Raw genomic sequence first — 19328 nt, forward strand, 5'->3', positions numbered from 1 at the left:
GCTGAGGTCGGTGAAGCTGTCATCGACCGGCGTGACGTCGATGTTCAAGGCCGAGGTGACGTTGCTGCCGGACCCGTCGGTGACGGTATAGCTGACGGTCGGCACCGCGCCGTTGTAGTTAGCGTCCGGGGTGAAGGTGTAGGCCCCGTTGGCGCCGATCACCAGGGTGCCGACGTTGGCGATGGTTGCGGTGCTGCCGGCGGCGTAGGTGGTGTCACCGATGGTGAAGCTGAGCACGCTGACCGGGCCATCGACGCTGCTCGTGCCCGTGAGGACGCTGCCGCTCACCGGGGCATCTTCAGCAGTGGTCACACGTTCGCTGGCATCGACAAAGCTGTCATCGACCGGCGTGACGTCGATGTTCAGCGTCGAAGTGGAGCCATCAGTCACGGTGTAGCTGACGGTTGGCACCGCGCCGTTGTAGTTGGCGTCCGGGGTAAAGGTATAGGCGCCGTTGGTGCCGATGACCAGGGTACCGACGTTGGCGATGGTCGCGGTCTGGCCGGCGGCGAAGGTGCCAGTGACACCGTCGATGGTGAAGCTGACCACGCTCAGGGCGTTGTCGAGGTCGCTGTCGTTGCTCAGCACGTTGCCGGTTGCGGTGGTGTCTTCTGCAATGATCTGGCTGTCGGCAGTCAAAATGCTCGGATCATCGAACGCTGTCACGGTGAGATCCAGCGTGCTGCTCGAGCCGGTGTTGGTGGTGTACGTGACTTGCGGTACGGCACCGTTGTAGTTGGCGTCCGGCGTAAAGGTGTAGTTGCCGTTGGCATCGATGGTCAACGTACCGACGCCGACGATGGTTGCTATCTGGCCAGCGGTGAAACTGCCGGTCACGCCGGCGATGGTGAAACCGGTGACGCTGAGCGGCGTGCTGGCATCGCTATCGTTGCTCAGTACATTGCCCGTCGCGACGCTGTCTTCGGTCAGCGTGCCAGTATCCGCATTCAGTACGCTCGCAGCGGTGGCGGTCGTGAGAGTCGTGAGGGTCTGGTTGCCGATATCGAGGGTCGTGGGGGTGACAGTGGCAGCAGGGCCGTCGGTCGGGAAGCCAATGGTCGGATCGACGCGGCCAGCCGTAGCGTCGAGCATCACGAAGCTGTGACCGCCACCGGCGGCACCACCAGAGCCTGCCGTCGTCGGGCCCGCAGCGGTGGCTTCAAGGTCTTTGGTCGGGTCGGCACCGGCGACAATGGCTTGTTGCAGCTCCTCTACCGATGGCGCGGCTTGCGCAGTGGCGGCTGCCAGATCAGTGCCGGAGTCCGGGGTGTCAGCGCTCCACTGGGTGTCACGGCCCAGATCGAGGGTGCGGCCATCGGCCAGTTCCAGGGACACGGCGCCGGAAAGGCCCGTGTCGATCTGGTCGCCGGCGAACAGTTTGTCGCCTTCAACGAGAACACGGCGGACGCCCTCTGGGGACACCACGAAAACCTGACCGACAATGCTTTTGACGATGGCAACAACACTGCTCATTGAAGACTCTCCGGGGTGTCACGTTCAGTTGACTTCCATAGACCTGATGGCGCTTGCGCCGACCAGCCTGGACGTACATTGCAAAATAAGTGCACAAGTTTGACGCAAAAATACGTCAATAAATTGGCTAGAATTTTTCGCTATTAACTTAATGCCAAACTATTGACCTTCTTGGAGCCATCCTAAACAATCACCCCAGTAATGTCACATTGATATTTCAGTGGTGACCGGTCCTCGGCATGTGATCCAGATCCGCTGTTGAACTTTCCGACATACGGTCATTCCGCTTGCGATCTTCCGACGCAGCGCGCTCTTTTGCTGTGATTCAAGACAAGAAGTTCTGGGAAATTCCTACCATGCGTTCGCCTTTGTTCATGGCTATACCTTTCGTCCTCGCCGCGTCTTTCGTCCAGGCGCAGTCCTTGCCAGACGCCATGCAACAAGCGCTGGATGTCCATCCGGAGGTCCAGGCAGGCGTCAACAGCCGATTGGCTGCGGACTATCAGTTGAAGGCTGCGAAAGGTGGATACCTGCCACGGGTCGATCTGCTGGGTGGTTACGGTCGTGAAGGCACCGATAGCGTGACTACACGCACGGACAGCAGTAGCAACAAGCACTGGGAAACCCTGAATCGCAGTGAGTCCAGTTTGCGTTTGACTCAAATGGTTTTTGACGGTTTTGCGACGTCCAGCGAAGTGGGGCGTCAACAAGCCGCCGTCAACTCCCGCGCCTACTCGCTGCTGAGTACTTCCGAGCGTACCGGGCTGACCGTTGCCCAGGTTTATCTCGACGTGCTGACCCGTCGCGAATTCGTGCGTCTGGCCGAGGACAACCTCAAGAGTCACCAACGCATTTACGACCAGATCCAGCTGCGCACCCAGCGAGGTGTCGGCAGTGGCGCCGACCTCGATCAGGCGGAAGCGCGGATGGCCCAGGCGCGCAACAACCTGATCACCGAGCAGACCAACCTGGCTGACGCCGAAACCAACTACCTCTCCGCTGTCGGCCAGATGCCGGATCAACTGGAGCGCCCGGCGAGCTTCATGGCGCTGATGCCGGCCAACCTGAATGAAGCCCGTGCGCAGATGCTGGAAAACAGCCCGATCCTGCGCTCGGCCGAATCCGATATCGCCGCCGCCGAGAAGCAGTACGACACGGCCAAGTCGACCTTCTACCCACGCGTCGATGCTGAATTGGGTCGCAGCGCGGACAACGATATTGATGGCCAGAACGGCCACAACAACGAATGGCAAGCCATGCTGCGCATGCGTTTCAACCTGTATTCCGGCGGCAGCAACAAGGCCGATCTGGAGTCCAAGTCCTACCTGTCGAATCAGGCGCTGGACATCCGCAACAACGCCCTGCGCCAATTGAATGAAGAGCTGGGTCTGGCCTGGAATGCCCTGAACAATGCCAACGCGCAGGTGCCGATCGCCCAGCAATACGTCGACCACAGCACCGCTGTGCGTACCGCTTATCAGCGTCAGTTCAGCCTTGGCGAGCGCACTCTGCTCGATTTGCTCGACAGTGAGAACGAACTGTTTACCTCCTCTCGTCGTCTGGCGGAGATCAAGAACACTCAGTTATTTACTCAGTACCGTATCAAGGCGACCATGGGCGAATTGCTCAAAAGCCAGGGAGTGGTCGCACCATTGGCATCCGTTGTGCAGAACGACGTGAAGCCCAAGGTTCAATTGCCCGGTATGAATTGAGCGGGACCTTCGTTGTTCAATTGTTAGCCAAGAGTGCCGAGCGTGGAATCAGAAGTCAGTCGGGTTCAACTCATTCATGATCCGCGCGCGTTGCATGACGATCCGTTGCTGGATGGTCTGCTCGCTCTTTGCATGCTGCACCAGAAGCCTGCCAGCGCGGCAATGCTGACCACCGGCCTGCCGCTGCCCGAGCAGCGCCTGAGTGTCGACTTGCTGCCTCGCGCGGCCGCTCGCGCGGGGCTGCAAGGTCGGGTGCTGCAGCGCAAGCTGGAGGATATTCCGGTGATTGCCATGCCGGCATTGCTGCTGCTCAAGGACGGTCGCAGTGCCGTCCTGCTTGGCTGGCAAGGCGAAGATCGGGCGCGGGTGCTGCTCAGCGAAAGCGATGGCGGTGAGTCCCTGGTCACTCGCGAACTGCTGGCCGACGACTATACCGGCAAGGTCTTTTTCGCTCAGCCCCAGCACAAATTCGACGTCAACCACGGCACGCTGATTCCGCGTGCGCGCTCGTGGTTTCGCGACACCCTCAAGCGTTCGCGCTGGTTGTATGTCGACGCCATCGCCGCCAGTTTTCTGATCAACATCATCGCCATGGCTGCGCCGTTGTTCGTGATGAACGTCTACGACCGCGTGGTGCCGAACCAGGCCGAAGCGACGCTCTGGGTGCTGGCACTCGGCATCACGGGCGCCTACCTCTTCGACCTGATCCTGAAAAGCCTGCGCAGTCTGTGCCTGGATCTGGCCGGCAAGAAAACCGACCTGATCATCTCGGCCACGCTGTTCGAGCGCATCGTCGGCATGGCCATGAAGTACCGGCCGGCGCGGGTCGGCAGCTTTGCCCAAAACATCCATGAATTTCAGAGCCTGCGGGACTTCCTCGCCTCGCTAACGCTGACCAGCCTGATCGACCTGCCGTTCACGATTCTGATCTTTATCGTCATCGCGATCCTTGGCGGGCACCTGGTGTGGATTCCGGTGCTGGCATTCCCGATCGCCCTGGCCATCGGCTACGCCTTGCAGAAACCCCTGGTGGCAACCATGGAACGGACCATGGCGCTGGGGGCCGAGCGTCAGTCGAGCCTGATCGAAACCTTGGCCGGCCTGGATGCGGTGAAGGTCAACAACGCCGAAAGCGAACGCCAATATCAGTGGGAACAGACCATCGGCACCCTCAGTCGCCTTGAGTTGCGGGTGAAAATGCTCTCCGGCCTGGCGATGAACATCACCTTGCTGATCCAGCAACTGGCCGGGGTGATCATGATCGTCTTCGGCGTGTACCAGATCATCGACGGTCACCTGAGCATGGGCGGCCTGATTGCCTGCTACATGCTCAGTGGCCGAGCGCTCAGCCCGCTGGCGTCACTGTCCGGGTTGTTGACCCGCTATCAGCAAGCGCGGGTGACCATGACCTCGGTCGACCAGATGATGGAGCTGCCTCAGGAGCGCAATTTCGAAGAGCGTCCGCTCAGCCGCAAGGTGCTGCAAGGCGGCATTGAGTGCCGTCAGCTCAACTTCACCTACCCGCAACAGCAGAACCTGGCGCTGAAGAACATCAACCTGTCGATTCGTCCCGGCGAGAAGGTCGGCATCATTGGTCGAAGCGGCTCGGGCAAGAGCTCGCTGGCGAAACTGCTGGTGGGGCTGTATCAGCCAGATGATGGCTCGTTGTTGGTCGATGGAGTGGATATCCGCCAGATCGACGTCAGCGAGCTGCGCTACAACATCGGCTACGTGCCCCAGGACATTCAGTTGCTCGCCGGCACCTTGCGCGACAACCTGGTTTCCGGTGCGCGGTATGTCGAGGACGAACTGGTGTTGCAAGCGGCAGAGCTGGCCGGCGTCCACGAATACGCGCGCCTGCATCCGCAGGGCTATGAGCTGCAAGTCGGCGAGCGCGGGCAGAACCTTTCCGGTGGTCAACGGCAGAACGTCGCCCTGGCCCGTGCGCTGTTGCTCAATCCGCCGATCCTGCTACTCGACGAACCGACCAGCGCCATGGACAACACCGGCGAAGAACGCCTCAAGCAGCGCTTGGCAGCGGTGATCGAGAACAAGACCATGGTGCTGGTGACGCACCGGGCATCGCTGTTGTCGCTGGTCGATCGACTGATCGTGATCGACCGCGGGCAGATACTCGCCGACGGCCCGAAAGCCGCGGTGATGGAAGCGTTGAAGAAGGGGCAGATCAGTGTTGCTTAAGTCGGGTAAGGATTCGATCCGTCGCTACTTCAAAGGCGCTGCTTCGCTGCAGGGCCAGCCGCTGCCGGAGGTCAACAAGGCACTGATCGAGGATGCGCCGCGAGTGGTGCGGCTGACGATCTGGGCGATCATCGCGTTCTTCGTGTTCCTGATGCTCTGGGCCAACTTCGCGGTCATCGACGAAGTGACCAAGGGCGATGGCAAGGCGATTCCATCGTCGAAGATCCAGAAAATCCAGAACCTCGAGGGCGGCATCGTTGCCGAGCTGTTCGTCAAGGAAGGCCAGATCGTCGAAGCCGGGGCACCGCTGATTCGCCTGGACGACACGCGATTTGCTTCGAATGTCGGTGAAACCGAGGCCGATCGGTTGTCGATGCTGCTGCGGGTCGAACGCCTGAGCGCCGAGGTCGAGGATCGCCCGCTGAACTTCCCCGAAGATGTACTCAAGGCCGTACCGGGTCAGGCCAAGAACGAAGAGTCGCTCTATATAAGCCGCCGCCAACAGTTGCACGATGAGATTGGCGGCTTGCAGGAGCAGTTGATCCAGCGCCAGCAGGAGCTGCGCGAATTCACGTCCAAGCAGGCGCAGTATCGCCAGCAATTGGGCTTCCAGCGTCAGGAAATCAGCATGTCCGAGCCGTTGGTGGCCCAAGGTGCGGTATCGCCGGTGGAGGTTTTGCGCCTCAGGCGTGCCGAAGCGGAGACCCGTGGTCAGCTCGACGCCACCACCCTGGCCATTCCGCGTGCCGAATCGGCAATCAAGGAAGTGCAGCGCAAGGTCGATGAAACCCGCGGCAAATTCCGCAGCGAAGCCCTGACCCAACTCAACGAAGCACGCACCGACCTGAACAAGGCCCAGGCCACCGGCAAGGCCCTTGAAGATCGGGTCAGCCGGACGCTGGTCACTTCGCCGGTGCGGGGTATCGTCAATAAACTGCTGGTCAATACCATCGGCGGGGTTATCCAGCCGGGCAGCGACCTGGTGGAAATCGTGCCGCTGGACGACACCTTGCTGGTCGAGGCGAAGATCCGCCCGCAGGACATTGCGTTCCTGCATCCGGGGCAGGAAGCGACGGTGAAATTCACCGCCTATGACTACACCATCTACGGCGGGTTGAAGGCCAGGCTGGAGCAGATCGGCGCCGACACCATCACCGATGAAGACAAGAAGACCACCTACTACATCATCAGGCTGCGCACCGACCGCAGCCACTTGGGCACTGATGACAAGCCGTTGCTGATCATTCCGGGGATGGTGGCTTCCGTGGACATCATCACCGGCAAGAAGACCGTCCTCAGCTACCTGCTCAAGCCGATCATCCGCGCGCGGGCCGAGGCGCTGCACGAGCGCTAGAAATTCATCGAGGCTGATGGTCTCTTCGTCGGAACGCCGCCCGGAGCAGGCTCGCTCCCACACGGATTTTTGCTGGAGCACAATTTTGTGCCCATCGGAGAACCCCTGTGGGAGCGAGCCTGCTCGCGATGGCGTCCGCCAAAGCACCACAATTCTGTCAAAAAGTGACAAATAACATCACACCACGATTCCTCCATCCCCTTAGCAATCGCCATATCGTTATTCGTTAACGGTATTTAAATTTCAATTTTTATATCTATAAAGTCAACCTCCTGCGTACCTGCCGACCAATCGGCGCGCCGCACGACACGAACCAACACGGGACCTCCGTGAGTTTCTGATCGACGCGCGCGCCTTTGAGCGTGCCGTGCGTGGGAGTGATTTATGTCTGCAGCTTCAGCTTCGCCAAGCATCGCGCCACAGTTCTTTGAAATCCGCCCGTTCAGCGGTGCGGTAGGGGCCGAAATCATCGGCCTCGACCTGTCCCGTCCGATCAATGATCAGGACTTCGCACGCATTCATCGCGCGCATCTGGACCATCATGTGGTGGTGTTCCGCGACCAGCGCATCACCCCCGAACAGCACATCGATTTCAGCCGTCGCTTTGGCGTGTTGCAGATCCACGTGCTCAAGCAGTTCCTGCTGGCAGGGCATCCGGAAATCCTCATCGTTTCCAACATCGTCGAGAACGGCCAGAACATCGGCCTCGGTGATGCCGGGAAGTTCTGGCACTCCGATCTTTCTTATAAGGAGCTACCGAGCCTGGGTTCGATGCTGCATGCCCAAGAGCTGCCAGCGGAGGGCGGCGACACGCTGTTCGCCGACATGCACAAAGCCTGGGACAACCTGCCGCTCGCGCTACGTAAAGCGGTGGAAGGTCGCTCGGCGGCGCACTCCTACACGGCGCGTTACAGCGAAACAAAATTCGAAGGCAACTGGCGCCCGACCCTGACCCCGGAGCAACTCGCCCAGGTCGCTGAAGTCGTCCACCCGGTCGTGCGCACCCATCCGGAAAACGGCCGCAAGGCGTTGTTTGTCAGCGAAGGGTTCACCACCCGCATCGTTGGCCTGCCAGAAGACGAGAGTCAGCAACTGCTGACCGAGCTCTACGCCCACAGCGTGCTGCCGCAAAACATCTACCGCCATCAATGGCAGCCCCATGACCTGGTGTTCTGGGATAACCGTTCGCTGATCCACCTCGCCGCCGGATGCCCCAGCCATCTGCGCCGCAAGCTGTATCGCACCACCATCCAGGGCGACGCGCCTTTCTGATTTGTCGGAGATTTGATCATGTCCAAACGTCTTCCATTCGCACCGCTGGCCGCGGCCATCGGCCTGGGTTTCAGCCTGATTGCCGGCAGCCTGGTGACGCCGACCGTGGCCCACGCCGAAGGTGAAATCCGCATCGCCGAACAGTTCGGCATCGTCTACCTGCTGCTCAATGTGGTGCGCGATCAGAACCTGATCGAGAAATACGGCAAGCAGGAAGGTATCGACATCAAGGTCGACTGGACTCAGCTCTCGGGTGGCGCGGCGGTCAACGATGCGTTGCTCGCAGGCTCGATCGATATTGCCGGCGCAGGTGTCGGCCCGTTGTTGACGATCTGGGACCGCACCCATGGCAAGCAGAACGTCAAGGCCGTGGCTTCCCTGGGCAACTTTCCGTACTACCTGGTGAGCAATAATCCCAAGGTCAAGACCATCGCCGACTTCACCGAGAAGGACCGCATTGCGGTGCCAGCGGTGGGCGTGTCGGTGCAGTCGCGCTTCCTGCAATACGCGGCGGCCAAGCAGTGGGGTGACAAGGACTTCAATCGCCTCGACAAGTACACCATCGCCGTTCCACATCCTGATGCCACGGCTGCGCTGGTGGCCGGCGGCACCGAGCTGAGTGGGCACTTTTCCAACCCGCCGTTCCAGGATCAGGAACTGGCCAATCCCAACGTGCACGTGGTGCTGAACACCTATGACCTGCTCGGTCCGAACTCGCCGACGGTGCTGTTCGCCACCGAGAAATTCCGCGACGAGAACCCGAAAACCTACAAGGCATTCATTGATGCGCTGACCGAAGCGGCGCAATTCGCGCAGAACGATAAGGGCGCGGCAGCCGACACTTATATCCGCGTTACCAATGCCAAGATCGACCGCGCCGCGTTGCTGAAAATCATCGACAACCCGCAGTTCGAATTCAGCGTCACGCCGAAAAACACTTACCCGCTGGCCGAGTTCCTTTACCGCGTCGGTGCGATCAAAAACAAACCGGATTCGTGGAAGGACTACTTCTTCCAGGACGCCAAGCCGCTGCAAGGGAGCTGACCGAAATGAACGCCCCTTTGCAAGGCCACACGGTCAGCAAATCGATCGCGGCAGCCCAGGCGCTGCTGTCGGTCGATAACGTCAGCCTCGAATACCGCACGCCGCAGCGTGTGGTGCGGGCGACCCATCAAGTCAGTTTCGAGATCGATCCGGCGGACCGTTTTGTCCTGCTCGGACCGTCCGGTTGCGGCAAGTCGACGTTGCTCAAGGCGGCGGCTGGATTCATCCAGCCCGTGGAAGGCGAGATCCGTCTGCAAGGCCGGCGCGTCGATGCGCCGGGGCCGGACCGGATCGTGGTGTTCCAGGAGTTTGACCAACTGCCGCCGTGGAAAACCGTGAAGCAGAACGTGATGTTTCCGCTGCTGGCCTCGAAAACCCTCAAGCGCAAAGAGGCCGAAGAGCGGGCGTTGCACTATCTGGAGAAGGTCGGTCTGGCGGCGTTTGCCGATGCTTATCCGCATACCCTGTCGGGCGGGATGAAGGCGCGGGTTGCGATTGCCCGGGCACTGGCGATGCAGCCGAAAATCCTCCTCATGGACGAACCCTTCGCCGCCCTCGACGCCCTGACCCGACGCAAGATGCAGGAAGAATTATTGCTGCTCTGGGAGGAGGTGCGTTTCACGCTGTTGTTCGTCACGCACTCCATCGAAGAGGCATTGGTGGTGGGCAATCGCATCCTGTTGCTGTCTCCGCATCCGGGGCGGGTGCGGGCGGAAGTCCACAGCCATCAATACGATTTGCACAGCCTCGGCGGCGTGGCGTTCCAGGAATCAGCGCGGCGCATCCATCGGCTGTTGTTCGACGAAGGCCAGCCGACCCAAGCCGATCATGAACTGGATTTCGCCGACATCCGCATCGCGTATTGAGCCAGTTGAAAGGAGGGCCCGATGAGCCATTTATCATCCCCGCGTGAAGAGTTCGAAACGGTTTTGCAGCCACTGATCAGCGTGCCGCTGGAGCGGGAACTACCCCTCGGCCAACGACTGTGGCAACAGAGCTGGCTACGTAAGAGCCTGATCCTGATTTTGCTCGCCGTGCTTTGGGAAGCGGTTGCCCGGTATCAAAACAACGACCTGCTGCTGCCGAGCTTTGTGCAAACCGCACAGGCGTTTTACGACGGCCTGCTCAGCGGTGAATTGCTGGGCAAGGTGTGGATTTCCCTGGTGGTGTTGCTCAAGGGTTACCTGATCGGCATCGTCCTGGCATTTGCCCTGACGACGTTGGCGGTGTCGACACAATTCGGTCGCGACTTGCTCAGCACTCTGACCTCGATGTTCAACCCGTTGCCGGCCATCGCGCTGCTGCCGCTGGCGCTGCTGTGGTTTGGACTGGGCCAGAACAGCCTGATTTTCGTGCTGGTGCATTCGGTACTCTGGGCGCTGGCGCTGAACACCTACGCCGGCTTCCTCGGCGTCTCGGAAACCCTGCGCATGGCCGGGCGCAACTACGGCCTCAAGGGCATGCGTTTCGTGCTGTTCATCCTGATCCCGGCAGCACTGCCGTCGATCCTCGCCGGGCTGAAAATCGGCTGGGCGTTTGCCTGGCGCACGTTGATTGCTGCTGAGCTGGTGTTTGGTGCAACCAGTGGGAAGGGCGGGCTAGGGTGGTACATTTTTCAGAATCGCAATGAGCTGTATACCGACAAGGTGTTTGCCGGGTTGGCGGTGGTGATTCTGATTGGGTTGCTGGTGGAGAATCTGGTGTTTGATTCTTTGGAGCGGGTGACGGTGAAACGGTGGGGGATGGTTCGGTGATGTTTGCTAGCATTGCGTCTGAGTCAACCTTGATCAGACACGAGTGCTCGCAATGCAATTGCCAGACATGAATCTGTTGGTCGCCCTCGACGCCTTGCTCGACGAGGGCAGTGTGGTGGGCGCCGCGCGGCGGATGAACCTGAGTCCGGCGGCCATGAGCCGGACGTTGACGCGCATCCGCGAAGCCATTGGCGATCCGATTTTGGTGCGCGCCGGGCGTGGCCTGGTGCCGACCCCCAAGGCGCTGGAATTGCGCGAGCAGGTGCGCAGTGTGGTGGAGCAGGCCGGGTTGCTGTTTCGCTCGGCTGATGCGGTGGAACTGAGTTCGTTGCGGCGGCGTTTCAGTATTAGGGCCAACGACTTTTTTGTCGGCGTTTACGGCGGCAAGCTGTTCGACACCCTTGACCGACAGGCACCGCACTGTGAGTTGCGTTTCGTCCCCGAAGGCGATGGCGATGATGAGGCGTTGCGCGAAGGGCGGATCGATTTGAGCATCAGTAACACCCGTCCGCTGACGCCGGAAGTGAAAGTCCAGAACCTGTTTTCCACCCACTTCGTCGGCCTGGTGCGTGAGGATCACCCGCTGTTGGACGAAGAGATCACGGCAGAGCGCTATGCCGGTTATTCCCATATCAGCATGTCCCGGCGTGGCATTGCCCGTGGGCCCATCGATACCGCGCTCAATGCCCTGGGGCTGGAGCGGCGGGTGGCGGTGATCGCGCCCAGTTTTCATGCGGCGATGTTCGCCTTGCCCGATTCCGACCTGATTCTGCCGGTGCCCAAGGAAGCCTTGCTGAGTGTGCGGCGGCTGGGGTTGAAACTGCGCTCGTTCGACCTGCCCATCCCGTTGCCGACCTTGATGCTGACCCAGGCCTGGCACCCGCGCTTCGACAAGGACCCGGCACACCGCTGGCTGCGCGAAACGCTGAAATCCTGCTGCGATGAAACCTGGCTGGTCGCTCAACCTGAAAGTCACCGCTGAACCCCTGTGGGAGCGAGCTTGCTCGCGATAGCGGCAGGTCAAGCAATAAAGATGTCGAGGCTACCGGCCTCATCGCGAGCAAGCTCGCTCCCACAAGGGATGGCGGGACTATCGTTGCGTCTAGCGCACTTATAACCTGCCAATAAGTTGATTTTCGTCAGGCACCACGCTTCCTAGAATGCTTCGGTCTTTCCACGCCGGAGCTTGCAATACATGACTTCCCTCACGGCCCCGGCATCCGTCGCCGCGACCGGCCCGACAGCTTCACCACAGGTCTTCGGCCCGCGAATCATCATCGGCCTGGTGGGTGTGCTGCTGGCGGTGCTGGCGTCGGGCCTGAACGAGATGGTGACCAAAGTCGCCCTGGCCGACATCCGCGGTGCGTTGGCCATCGGCTACGACGAGGGCACCTGGCTGGTCGCCTGTTACACCGCGACTTCCGTGGCGGCCATGGCCTTCGCGCCGTGGTGTGCGGTGACGTTCTCGCTGCGGCGTTTCACCCTGTGGGCCATCGGCCTGTTCACCCTGTTGGGTATGTTGTGCCCGTTCGCCCCGAATTACGAAAGCCTGTTGTTGCTGCGCACCTTGCAAGGCCTGGCGGGTGGCGCATTGCCGCCCATGCTGATGACCGTGGCCCTGCGGTTTCTGCCGGCCAATGTGAAGTTGTATGGCCTGGCCGGTTATGCCCTGACGGCGACGTTCGGCCCGGGCCTGGGCACGCCATTGGCCGGATTGTGGACCGAATATGTCGGCTGGCAATGGACCTTCTGGCAAATCATCGCGCCGTGCCTGATTGCCATGGCTGCGGTGGCGTATGGCTTACCCCGGGACCCACTACGTCTGGAACGCTTCAAGTCCTTCAACTGGCGCGGTGTGCTGCTGGGTTTTCCCGCCATCTGCATGCTGGTGATCGGCATCTTGCAGGGCAATCGCCTGGACTGGTTCGAGTCGAACCTGATCTGCGGATTGCTCGGCGGCGGGCTGTTGCTGCTGGCGCTGTTCTTGACCGGCGAATGGTCGCAGCCGATGCCGTTTTTCAAGATGCAGATGCTCGGCATCCGTAACCTGTCTTTCGCCCTGCTGACCCTGGCGGGCGTGCTGGTGGTGTTGCAGGCGGTGATCATAATTCCGTCCAGCTACCTGGCGCAGGTCCAGGGTTATCGCCCGGTGCAGACCGCGCCGATCATGCTGCTGGCGGCGCTGCCGCAATTGATTGCGCTGCCGTTGGTGGCGGCGCTGTGCAACTTTCGCTGGGTCGATTGCCGCTGGGTATTGGGCGTCGGCCTGAGCATGCTGGCGCTGTCGTGCGTCGGCGGTTCGCAACTGACGTCCGCGTGGATTCGCGACGATTTCTATGTGCTGCAATGGCTGCAGATTTTCGGTCAGCCCATGGCAGTGTTGCCGCTGCTGATGCTGTCCACCGGCAGCATCAACCCGATGCAAGGGCCATTCGCATCGGCCTGGTTCAACACCGTCAAAGGCCTTTCGGCGGTCATCGCTACCGGTGTAATCGAAGCGCTGACCACGGTACGCCTGCATTTTCACTCGACCATGCTGGTCGATCGCCTCGGCAACTCGCCGCTGGCTGAGCGCGACAGCGCAAGTCTTGCCCATCGTCTGCATGAGCAAGCGGTGGTGCTCACTTCCTCTGATCTTTACCTGTGCATGGCCGGTATCGCTGTGACCTTGATCCTGTTGATTTTCTGGCTGCCGACGCGGATCTATCCGCCGCGCGCACCGACCTGAATGCTCCACTGATACAGAAGGTTTTTATGAACACTCAAGCAAAGCAGAAAGTCGCGGTGGCCGTGGTCGCCGCGTTGGCCGTCGGCGTGTTGCTGTACCTGACGATGCCCGGCCTGTTCGGCAAGCGTACCCAGCAGAGCACCAACGATGCTTATGTCTCGGCGGATTTCACCCTGGTCGTGCCGCGGGTCGCCGGGTTTATCAAGCAAGTGCTGGTCGAGGACAACCAGCAGGTCAAGGCCGGGCAGTTGCTGGCGCTGATCGATGACCGGGATTTGCGCGCCGCCGCCCAGGCCGCCGACGCCGAAACGCTGGTGGCCAGGGCGCAACTGCAAAACGCCCGGGCGACCCTCGAGCGCCAGGCGTCGGTGATTGCCCAGGCGCAATCCTCGGTGGTTTCGGCCAAGGCGGAAATGGCCTTTGCCGAGCATGAATTGAACCGCTACAACCACCTCGCCGGGGTGGGCGCCGGCACGGTGCAAAATGCGCAACAGGCGCAAACACGCATCGACCAGGCCTCCGCGCGGCTGGCCAACGCCACGGCAGTGCTGGCGGCGGAACGCAAGCAGGTGGAAATCTTCACGGCCCAGCGCGATGCAGCCGAAGGGGGGCTGAAGCGGACGCAAGCGAAGCTGGAAATGGCCAGCTACGAGTTGTCCTATACGCGGATCGTGGCGCCACAGGACGGCATGGTCGGCGAACGCGCGGTGCGGGTCGGTGCCTACGTCACTCCGGGCAGCAAAATCCTCGCAGTGGTACCGCTGGCGCAGGCTTATGTGATGGCCAATTTCCAGGAAACCCAACTGACGGATGTGCAGCCGGGGCAGGCTGTGCAAGTGCGCGTCGACAGCCTGGGCGGTGCGGCATTGAACGGTCGTGTCGAAAGCATTGCACCGGCCACCGGGGTGACGTTCGCCGCGGTCAAGCCGGACAACGCCACCGGCAACTTCACCAAGGTGGTGCAGCGGATTCCGGTGAAGATCGTGCTGGAGCCGGGACAGTCGCTGGCCGAGCGCTTGCGGGTGGGGATGTCGGTGGAGGCGAGTATCGATACCGCAAGTGCTGTCTTGCGTGAGGTGACTCAGCGATGAAAGCCTGTGTTGACAGTGCGGACGCCATCGCGAGCAAGCTCGCTCCCACAAGGGTTATGCGCGATGTACAAGATTTTCGCATCACAGAAAGTCCATTGTGGGAGCGAGCTTGCTCGCGAAGGGGCCAACTGTCGCAACTTACCTTGAGTGCCTTGCTCGCAATGAGCCTCAGCGCATGCACCGTCGGCCCCGATTTCAAAAAGCCCGAAGCCACACAAATCGCCGAATGGGCAAAACCGGCTAAATCCGCCGCCAGCCAGGCCGTTGCCGAAACAATGGCCGAGCGCTGGTGGGAGGTGTTCCACGACCCGAAACTCTCGGCCCTGAGCCAGCGCGCCCTGACCGACAACCTCGACCTGAAGCTGGCCAGCAGCCGCTTGCAGCAAAGTCGCGCGGTGCGTCAGGTCATCACTGCCGAGCGCTACCCCAACACGGCCGCCAGCGGCCGTTATGGACGCAACCGTAACAGTGGTGAAGGCCTGAACGACCCGTCAGGACACGACGGCCAATCCGCCTTCAATCTGTGGGATGCCGGCTTTTCCGCCTCCTGGGAGCTGGATTTCTGGGGGCGTGTGCGTCGGGAAACCGAAGCCGCCGACGCCAACCTGGAAGTCGCCGAGAACGACCGACGCGGTGTGCTGCTGTCGGTGCTGGCCGAAACCGCCCAGGACTACATTCAACTACGCGGTGTGCAGAACACCCGGCTCGTCACCGAACAGAATCTCGACGTCGCCCGTCATAGCCTGAAGCTCTCGCAACTGCGCCTGGCCGACGGCGTCGCGACGGATCTGGATGTCGCCGAAGCCGCCGCGCAGGTAGCGGCCATCGAATCGCGCCTGCCGACACTGGAGCAGCGCCAGTGGCAACTGATCAACGCCTTGAGTCTGTTGATGGGCGAACCGCCCCAGGCATTGGCGGCGGAGTTATCCACAGACGCACCGGTGCCACAAACGCCGCGGCAGGTCGCCATTGGCTTGCCCTCGCAACTGGCTGAGCGCAGGCCGGACATTCGCCAGGCCGAAGCACGGCTGCATGCCGCCACGGCCAGCATTGGCGTGGCCAAGGGCGATTTCTATCCGCGCATCACCCTGTCGGGGAACATCGGGTCCCTGGCCATGCAACTGAGTGATTTTGGCTCCTGGGGTTCGCGTTCGTTCGGGGTCGGACCGCAGTTCACTTTGCCGTTGTTCGATGGCGGCCGCTTGCGCGGCGTGCTCGAATTACGTGAAGCACAACAACAGGAAGCCGCTATCGCCTATCAGCAAACCGTGCTGCGCGCCTGGCATGAAATCGATGACCAACTGACCGCCTACAACGCCAGCCAGTTACGTCGCGACAGCCTGGCCGAAGCCGTGCGCCAGAACCGCATTGCTCTGGACACCGCGCAACAGCAGTACGTCGAAGGCGTGGTGGATTTCGTCAGCGTACTCACCGTGCAAGGGGCGTTGCTGGCGACGCAGGAGCAGTGGGTCGAGAGTTCGACCGGCGTGTCGCTGGCGGCCGTCGGGTTGTACAAGGCGTTGGGTGGAGGTTGGGAGTCGGTGTATCCCGTGGCGCAGACGACGCTGCGCTGACGGTGCCACCGCCGGCCATCGCTCCATTACCGGGTCAGCATCGACGTTGCTCGGCTTGAAGGGCTAAAGTGATGCGCAAACAATCCGGCTCTTCACTCAACGTCGCAAGGGGAGGCAATGGAGGCGCGCAGAGAAACGCCAATGGGCGACACTCAGGGACCGCCCGCCAATCCTGGTTTCGCCAGGGGCGCGCAACCGTTGATCCGCTGGACGCGGGAGCATTGGCTGGTGCCGATTCTGGTGTTGGCCGCGCTGGTGCGCTTTTACGATCTCACTGCCGCCGCGATTTGGGGCGACGAGGGTTCCAGCCTGCTGCTGGCCCGTTATTCGATACCTGATATCTGGTTGCATGCTGCCTATGACGTCCACCCGCCGCTGTACTTCATGTTGCTGCACGGCTGGATCGCGATGTTTGGCGACGGTATCTTTTCAATCCGCTGTCTCAGCGCCCTGCCGGGGATTGCCTCGGTCGGATTCGGTGTGTGGCTGGTCGATCGGCTCGCCACCCGCCGTGCCGCGATACTGGCCGGTTTCCTGTTGGCCCTGCTTCCCACGGCTGTGCGGTATAGCCAGGAAGTGAGAATGTATTCGCTGCTGGGGCTGTGGTTGCTGGGAGCAACCATTGCACTGGTGTACTGGATCCGCAGGCCCCAGCGTCGGCGCTACCTGGTGATCTACGTCGTGCTGATGAGCGCGGCGTTTTACACCCATTACTTCACGGCCCTTTGCGTGCTGTGTCATTGGCTGTACCTGGGGATCATCCGTGTGCAGCCGGGGCATCGCCTGCGGCACATCCAGCGGGGTGACTGGTGGCTGGCCAATGTGGCCATCGTGGCGCTGTATCTGCCATGGCTGCCGGGGTTTGTCGACCTGCTACGGCACGTGGATCAACTCAAGGCCAATGGCGATGTCGGCTGGGAGTTGCCCGTCAGCCTGGATTCCTTACCGTCGATGGTCTGGACGATACTGACCCAGGACGACGGCGAAACCCTGCCCTCGCTGATATTTATCGCCTTGCCGCTGGCCCTGCCTGTGTTGGTGTGGGTGGCGCTGGCACGTGATCGAAGCGTGTCCCGCGGCAGTGCGTTGCTCGCGGTCTACACCTTTGTCCCGATACTGCTGGTGTTCGCGGTGTCGTATTTTTCGCCGATATTCATCGAGCGCTACCTTACCGCGTATGCCCTTGGCCTGCCGCTGTTGGCGGCATTGGCAATCGACCGCTTGTACTCCGGTTCCCGGGTGCTTGCCTTGACGGTGCTGGTGCTGTTTGTCGGTGTTGAACTGGTGGGTCTGAAAAACAACGCGACGGTGGACGTCCATGATCAGGTCAATGTCCTGGTGGAAGACGTTAACCTGCATTTTCAGTCGGGGGACCGGATCGTCACCAGTGACATGCTCTGGTACTTGAGTTACGTCTACTACAACCGCAGCAATACCCAGCCCCTGCTGTACACCCCGCCACGGGCCGATGGCACTTCGAGCCGGCCGAACGACTATGGTTTCGGTACCTTGACGACGCCAGACGCGTATCTGGACCACTTGAGCGACCTGCCCAAGGGTACGGGGCGAATCTGGCTGATTGGCACCGCCGACGTACCTGACGAGTTCGCACCGTTGCCGGCGCAATGGCAGATCGCTCGTCAAATGAAGGCCGGTGGTGTTGCCGCGAGGTTGTACCTGTCCGGCAATATCGGGCAATGAGTGGCGTCATCGCAACCTTCAGGGTTTCGATGACAAGTCCGCCATGCCCTTGAGCAACTCGATCGGCAGTGGAAAGACGATGGTCGAGCTCTTGTCGCCGGCAATCGAACTCAGGGTCTGCATGTAGCGCAGCTGCATGGCACCCGGTTGGCGGCCAAGCATTTCGGCGGCCTGCATGAGTTTTTCCGAGGCCTGCAATTCGCCTTCGGCGTGGATCACCTTGGCTCGCCGCTCCCGTTCGGCTTCGGCCTGCTTGGCGATGGCGCGGATCATCGATTCGTTGAGGTCCACGTGTTTGATCTCGACGTTGGCAACCTTGATGCCCCAGGCGTCGGTCTGGGCGTCGAGTACTTGCTGGATGTCCAGGTTCAACCGTTCGCGTTCGGCCAGCAGTTCGTCCAGTTCGTGTTTACCCAGCACCGCCCGCAGCGTGGTTTGCGCCAATTGGCTGGTGGCCATCAGAAAGTCTTCAACCTGGATGATTGCCTTTTGCGGATCGAGCACGCGGAAATACAGCACCGCGTTGACCTTGACCGACACGTTGTCGCGGGTGATCACGTCTTGCGGCGGAACGTCCAGCACCACGGTCCGCAAATCGACCCTGACCATTTGCTGGACCACCGGAATCAGCAGGATCAGACCAGGGCCCTTGACCTGCCAGAAGCGCCCGAGCTGGAACACCACGCCGCGCTCGTACTCGCGCAGGATGCGAAACGTCGACCCCGCCAGTGCGATGAGCAACAGCAGGAGCGCGACAAGACCCAATTGCAAACCCATGACTATTCTCCACCCGGCACCGCGTCAGCCGCGGCCACTTGCAGCAGCAAACCCTTGCGCCCCACCACTCGTACCCGTTGCCCGGGTTGCAGTGGCGTCGCGCTGAGCACTTGCCATCGTTCTCCTTGCAGATGCACCCAGCCGCCATAGGCGTTGTCGAGCTGCACTGACGTGACCGGCGTTTCGCTGCCGACCAGCCCGGCATCACCGCTGACGGTGTGGCGCGGTCGGGTCTTCAGGGCGTGAAACACCAGGTAGATCAGCAACAGCGCGCTGACCACTGCCAGGCCGATCATCAACGGCACGGGCACTTCGGTATTGGACAGGATCACCGCACCGATCACGAACATCACGATGCCGCCCAGGCCGATCACACCGTAATTGGGCAGTGCCGCCTCAGCGATCAGAAACGCGAGGCCGAAGGTGATCAGCCAGATCCCGAGGGGGTTGGGCACCAGCAATACAACCGTGTCGGCGGCCCAGGCCGATCCGCTCAACGCCAACAGCAGCGCAATGGCACAACAACGCGTGTTCACTTGACCCTCCGAGAGAGTCTTGGGGTGGCTCTGAACACAGTTTAGTTGAGCCTTGGCCGGTATGAATTTTGCTCAATCGTCGTCGACATCCGATGGGCGGATTTCCCGCCGGA

The 19328-nt window shown here is 61.1% G+C and carries 15 protein-coding genes; 12 read left to right on the plus strand and 3 right to left on the minus strand.

Features of this window, described 5'->3' with window-relative positions; all coding sequences use genetic code 11:
• Nucleotides 1–1473 (minus strand): retention module-containing protein (locus ACM6IK_RS28165; protein ID WP_414876900.1); only part of this gene is annotated, 1473 nt, incomplete at its 3' end.
• A 356-nt stretch (nucleotides 1474–1829) separates the two neighbouring features.
• On the opposite strand from ACM6IK_RS28165, the gene ACM6IK_RS28170 reads away from it, so the two are divergent.
• The 12 genes from ACM6IK_RS28170 to ACM6IK_RS28225 all read left to right on the plus strand — a co-directional run bounded on the left by ACM6IK_RS28170 (nucleotide 1830) and on the right by ACM6IK_RS28225 (nucleotide 17902).
• Entirely contained in the window at nucleotides 1830–3185 is a 1356-nt protein-coding gene (locus ACM6IK_RS28170) for a TolC family outer membrane protein (RefSeq protein WP_414876901.1), read from the plus strand.
• A 42-nt stretch (nucleotides 3186–3227) separates the two neighbouring features.
• On the plus strand, nucleotides 3228–5384 hold the full coding sequence (locus ACM6IK_RS28175) for a type I secretion system permease/ATPase (RefSeq protein ID WP_414876902.1): 2157 nt from the start codon (nucleotides 3228–3230) through the stop codon (nucleotides 5382–5384).
• Nucleotides 5374–6738: an HlyD family type I secretion periplasmic adaptor subunit gene (locus ACM6IK_RS28180; RefSeq protein WP_414876903.1), complete on the plus strand. Its 1365-nt coding sequence runs from the start codon at nucleotides 5374–5376 to the stop codon at nucleotides 6736–6738. The genes ACM6IK_RS28175 and ACM6IK_RS28180 overlap by 11 nt, the downstream gene beginning before the upstream one ends.
• 384 nt (nucleotides 6739–7122) lie before the next feature.
• On the plus strand, nucleotides 7123–8010 hold the full coding sequence (locus ACM6IK_RS28185) for a TauD/TfdA dioxygenase family protein (RefSeq protein ID WP_414876904.1): 888 nt from the start codon (nucleotides 7123–7125) through the stop codon (nucleotides 8008–8010).
• 18 nt (nucleotides 8011–8028) lie between these two features.
• Complete coding sequence (locus tag ACM6IK_RS28190) at nucleotides 8029–9054, plus strand: ABC transporter substrate-binding protein (protein ID WP_414876905.1); 1026 nt, start codon at nucleotides 8029–8031, stop codon at nucleotides 9052–9054.
• Between the two features lie 5 nt (nucleotides 9055–9059).
• Nucleotides 9060–9920 carry an ABC transporter ATP-binding protein gene (locus ACM6IK_RS28195; RefSeq protein ID WP_414876906.1) on the plus strand — a complete coding sequence of 287 codons (861 nt, stop codon included), beginning with the start codon at nucleotides 9060–9062 and terminating at the stop codon, nucleotides 9918–9920.
• Nucleotides 9921–9941: 21 nt separating this feature from the next.
• Nucleotides 9942–10808, plus strand: coding sequence for an ABC transporter permease (locus ACM6IK_RS28200; protein ID WP_414876907.1), 867 nt, complete (start codon nucleotides 9942–9944; stop codon nucleotides 10806–10808).
• A 52-nt stretch (nucleotides 10809–10860) separates the two neighbouring features.
• Nucleotides 10861–11790 carry a LysR family transcriptional regulator gene (locus tag ACM6IK_RS28205; protein WP_414876908.1) on the plus strand — a complete coding sequence of 310 codons (930 nt, stop codon included), beginning with the start codon at nucleotides 10861–10863 and terminating at the stop codon, nucleotides 11788–11790.
• A gap of 213 nt (nucleotides 11791–12003) precedes the next feature.
• Entirely contained in the window at nucleotides 12004–13536 is a 1533-nt protein-coding gene (locus ACM6IK_RS28210; RefSeq protein WP_414876909.1) for an MFS transporter, read from the plus strand.
• A gap of 26 nt (nucleotides 13537–13562) precedes the next feature.
• Nucleotides 13563–14627, plus strand: a complete 1065-nt coding sequence (locus ACM6IK_RS28215; protein WP_414876910.1) for an HlyD family secretion protein — start codon at nucleotides 13563–13565, stop codon at nucleotides 14625–14627.
• The gene (locus tag ACM6IK_RS28220; RefSeq protein ID WP_414876911.1) at nucleotides 14624–16201 is read left to right on the plus strand and encodes an efflux transporter outer membrane subunit; all 1578 of its coding nucleotides are present in this window, start codon (nucleotides 14624–14626) and stop codon (nucleotides 16199–16201) included. The genes ACM6IK_RS28215 and ACM6IK_RS28220 overlap by 4 nt, the downstream gene beginning before the upstream one ends.
• A 117-nt stretch (nucleotides 16202–16318) precedes the next feature.
• On the plus strand, nucleotides 16319–17902 hold the full coding sequence (locus ACM6IK_RS28225) for a glycosyltransferase family 39 protein (protein WP_414876912.1): 1584 nt from the start codon (nucleotides 16319–16321) through the stop codon (nucleotides 17900–17902).
• A gap of 18 nt (nucleotides 17903–17920) precedes the next feature.
• On the opposite strand, the gene ACM6IK_RS28230 is transcribed toward ACM6IK_RS28225, so the two are convergent.
• Together ACM6IK_RS28230 and ACM6IK_RS28235 are read right to left on the minus strand one after the other, a co-directional pair.
• Nucleotides 17921–18679 (minus strand): slipin family protein, encoded by a 759-nt coding sequence (locus tag ACM6IK_RS28230; RefSeq protein WP_108219769.1) that lies wholly within the window; start codon nucleotides 18677–18679, stop codon nucleotides 17921–17923.
• A 2-nt stretch (nucleotides 18680–18681) separates the two neighbouring features.
• Complete coding sequence (locus ACM6IK_RS28235) at nucleotides 18682–19215, minus strand: NfeD family protein (RefSeq protein ID WP_414876913.1); 534 nt, start codon at nucleotides 19213–19215, stop codon at nucleotides 18682–18684.
• Nucleotides 19216–19328 lie beyond the last annotated feature (113 nt).

Source organism: Pseudomonas sp. IT-196MI5 (genome assembly GCF_949767415.1).
Lineage (GTDB): Bacteria > Pseudomonadota > Gammaproteobacteria > Pseudomonadales > Pseudomonadaceae > Aquipseudomonas.

Bases quoted from the DNA above. Each gene is read 5' to 3' on its own strand.
- ACM6IK_RS28170 (WP_414876901.1), top strand. From the start codon at position 1,830: ATGCGTTCGCCTTTGTTCATGGCTATACCTTTCGTCCTCGCCGCGTCT.
- ACM6IK_RS28185 (WP_414876904.1), top strand. From the start codon at position 7,123: ATGTCTGCAGCTTCAGCTTCGCCAAGCATCGCGCCACAGTTCTTTGAA.
- ACM6IK_RS28190 (WP_414876905.1), top strand. From the start codon at position 8,029: ATGTCCAAACGTCTTCCATTCGCACCGCTGGCCGCGGCCATCGGCCTG.
- ACM6IK_RS28195 (WP_414876906.1), top strand. From the start codon at position 9,060: ATGAACGCCCCTTTGCAAGGCCACACGGTCAGCAAATCGATCGCGGCA.
- ACM6IK_RS28200 (WP_414876907.1), top strand. From the start codon at position 9,942: ATGAGCCATTTATCATCCCCGCGTGAAGAGTTCGAAACGGTTTTGCAG.
- ACM6IK_RS28205 (WP_414876908.1), top strand. From the start codon at position 10,861: ATGCAATTGCCAGACATGAATCTGTTGGTCGCCCTCGACGCCTTGCTC.
- ACM6IK_RS28210 (WP_414876909.1), top strand. From the start codon at position 12,004: ATGACTTCCCTCACGGCCCCGGCATCCGTCGCCGCGACCGGCCCGACA.
- ACM6IK_RS28215 (WP_414876910.1), top strand. From the start codon at position 13,563: ATGAACACTCAAGCAAAGCAGAAAGTCGCGGTGGCCGTGGTCGCCGCG.
- ACM6IK_RS28220 (WP_414876911.1), top strand. From the start codon at position 14,624: ATGAAAGCCTGTGTTGACAGTGCGGACGCCATCGCGAGCAAGCTCGCT.
- ACM6IK_RS28225 (WP_414876912.1), top strand. From the start codon at position 16,319: ATGGAGGCGCGCAGAGAAACGCCAATGGGCGACACTCAGGGACCGCCC.
- ACM6IK_RS28230 (WP_108219769.1), bottom strand. From the start codon at position 18,679: ATGGGTTTGCAATTGGGTCTTGTCGCGCTCCTGCTGTTGCTCATCGCA.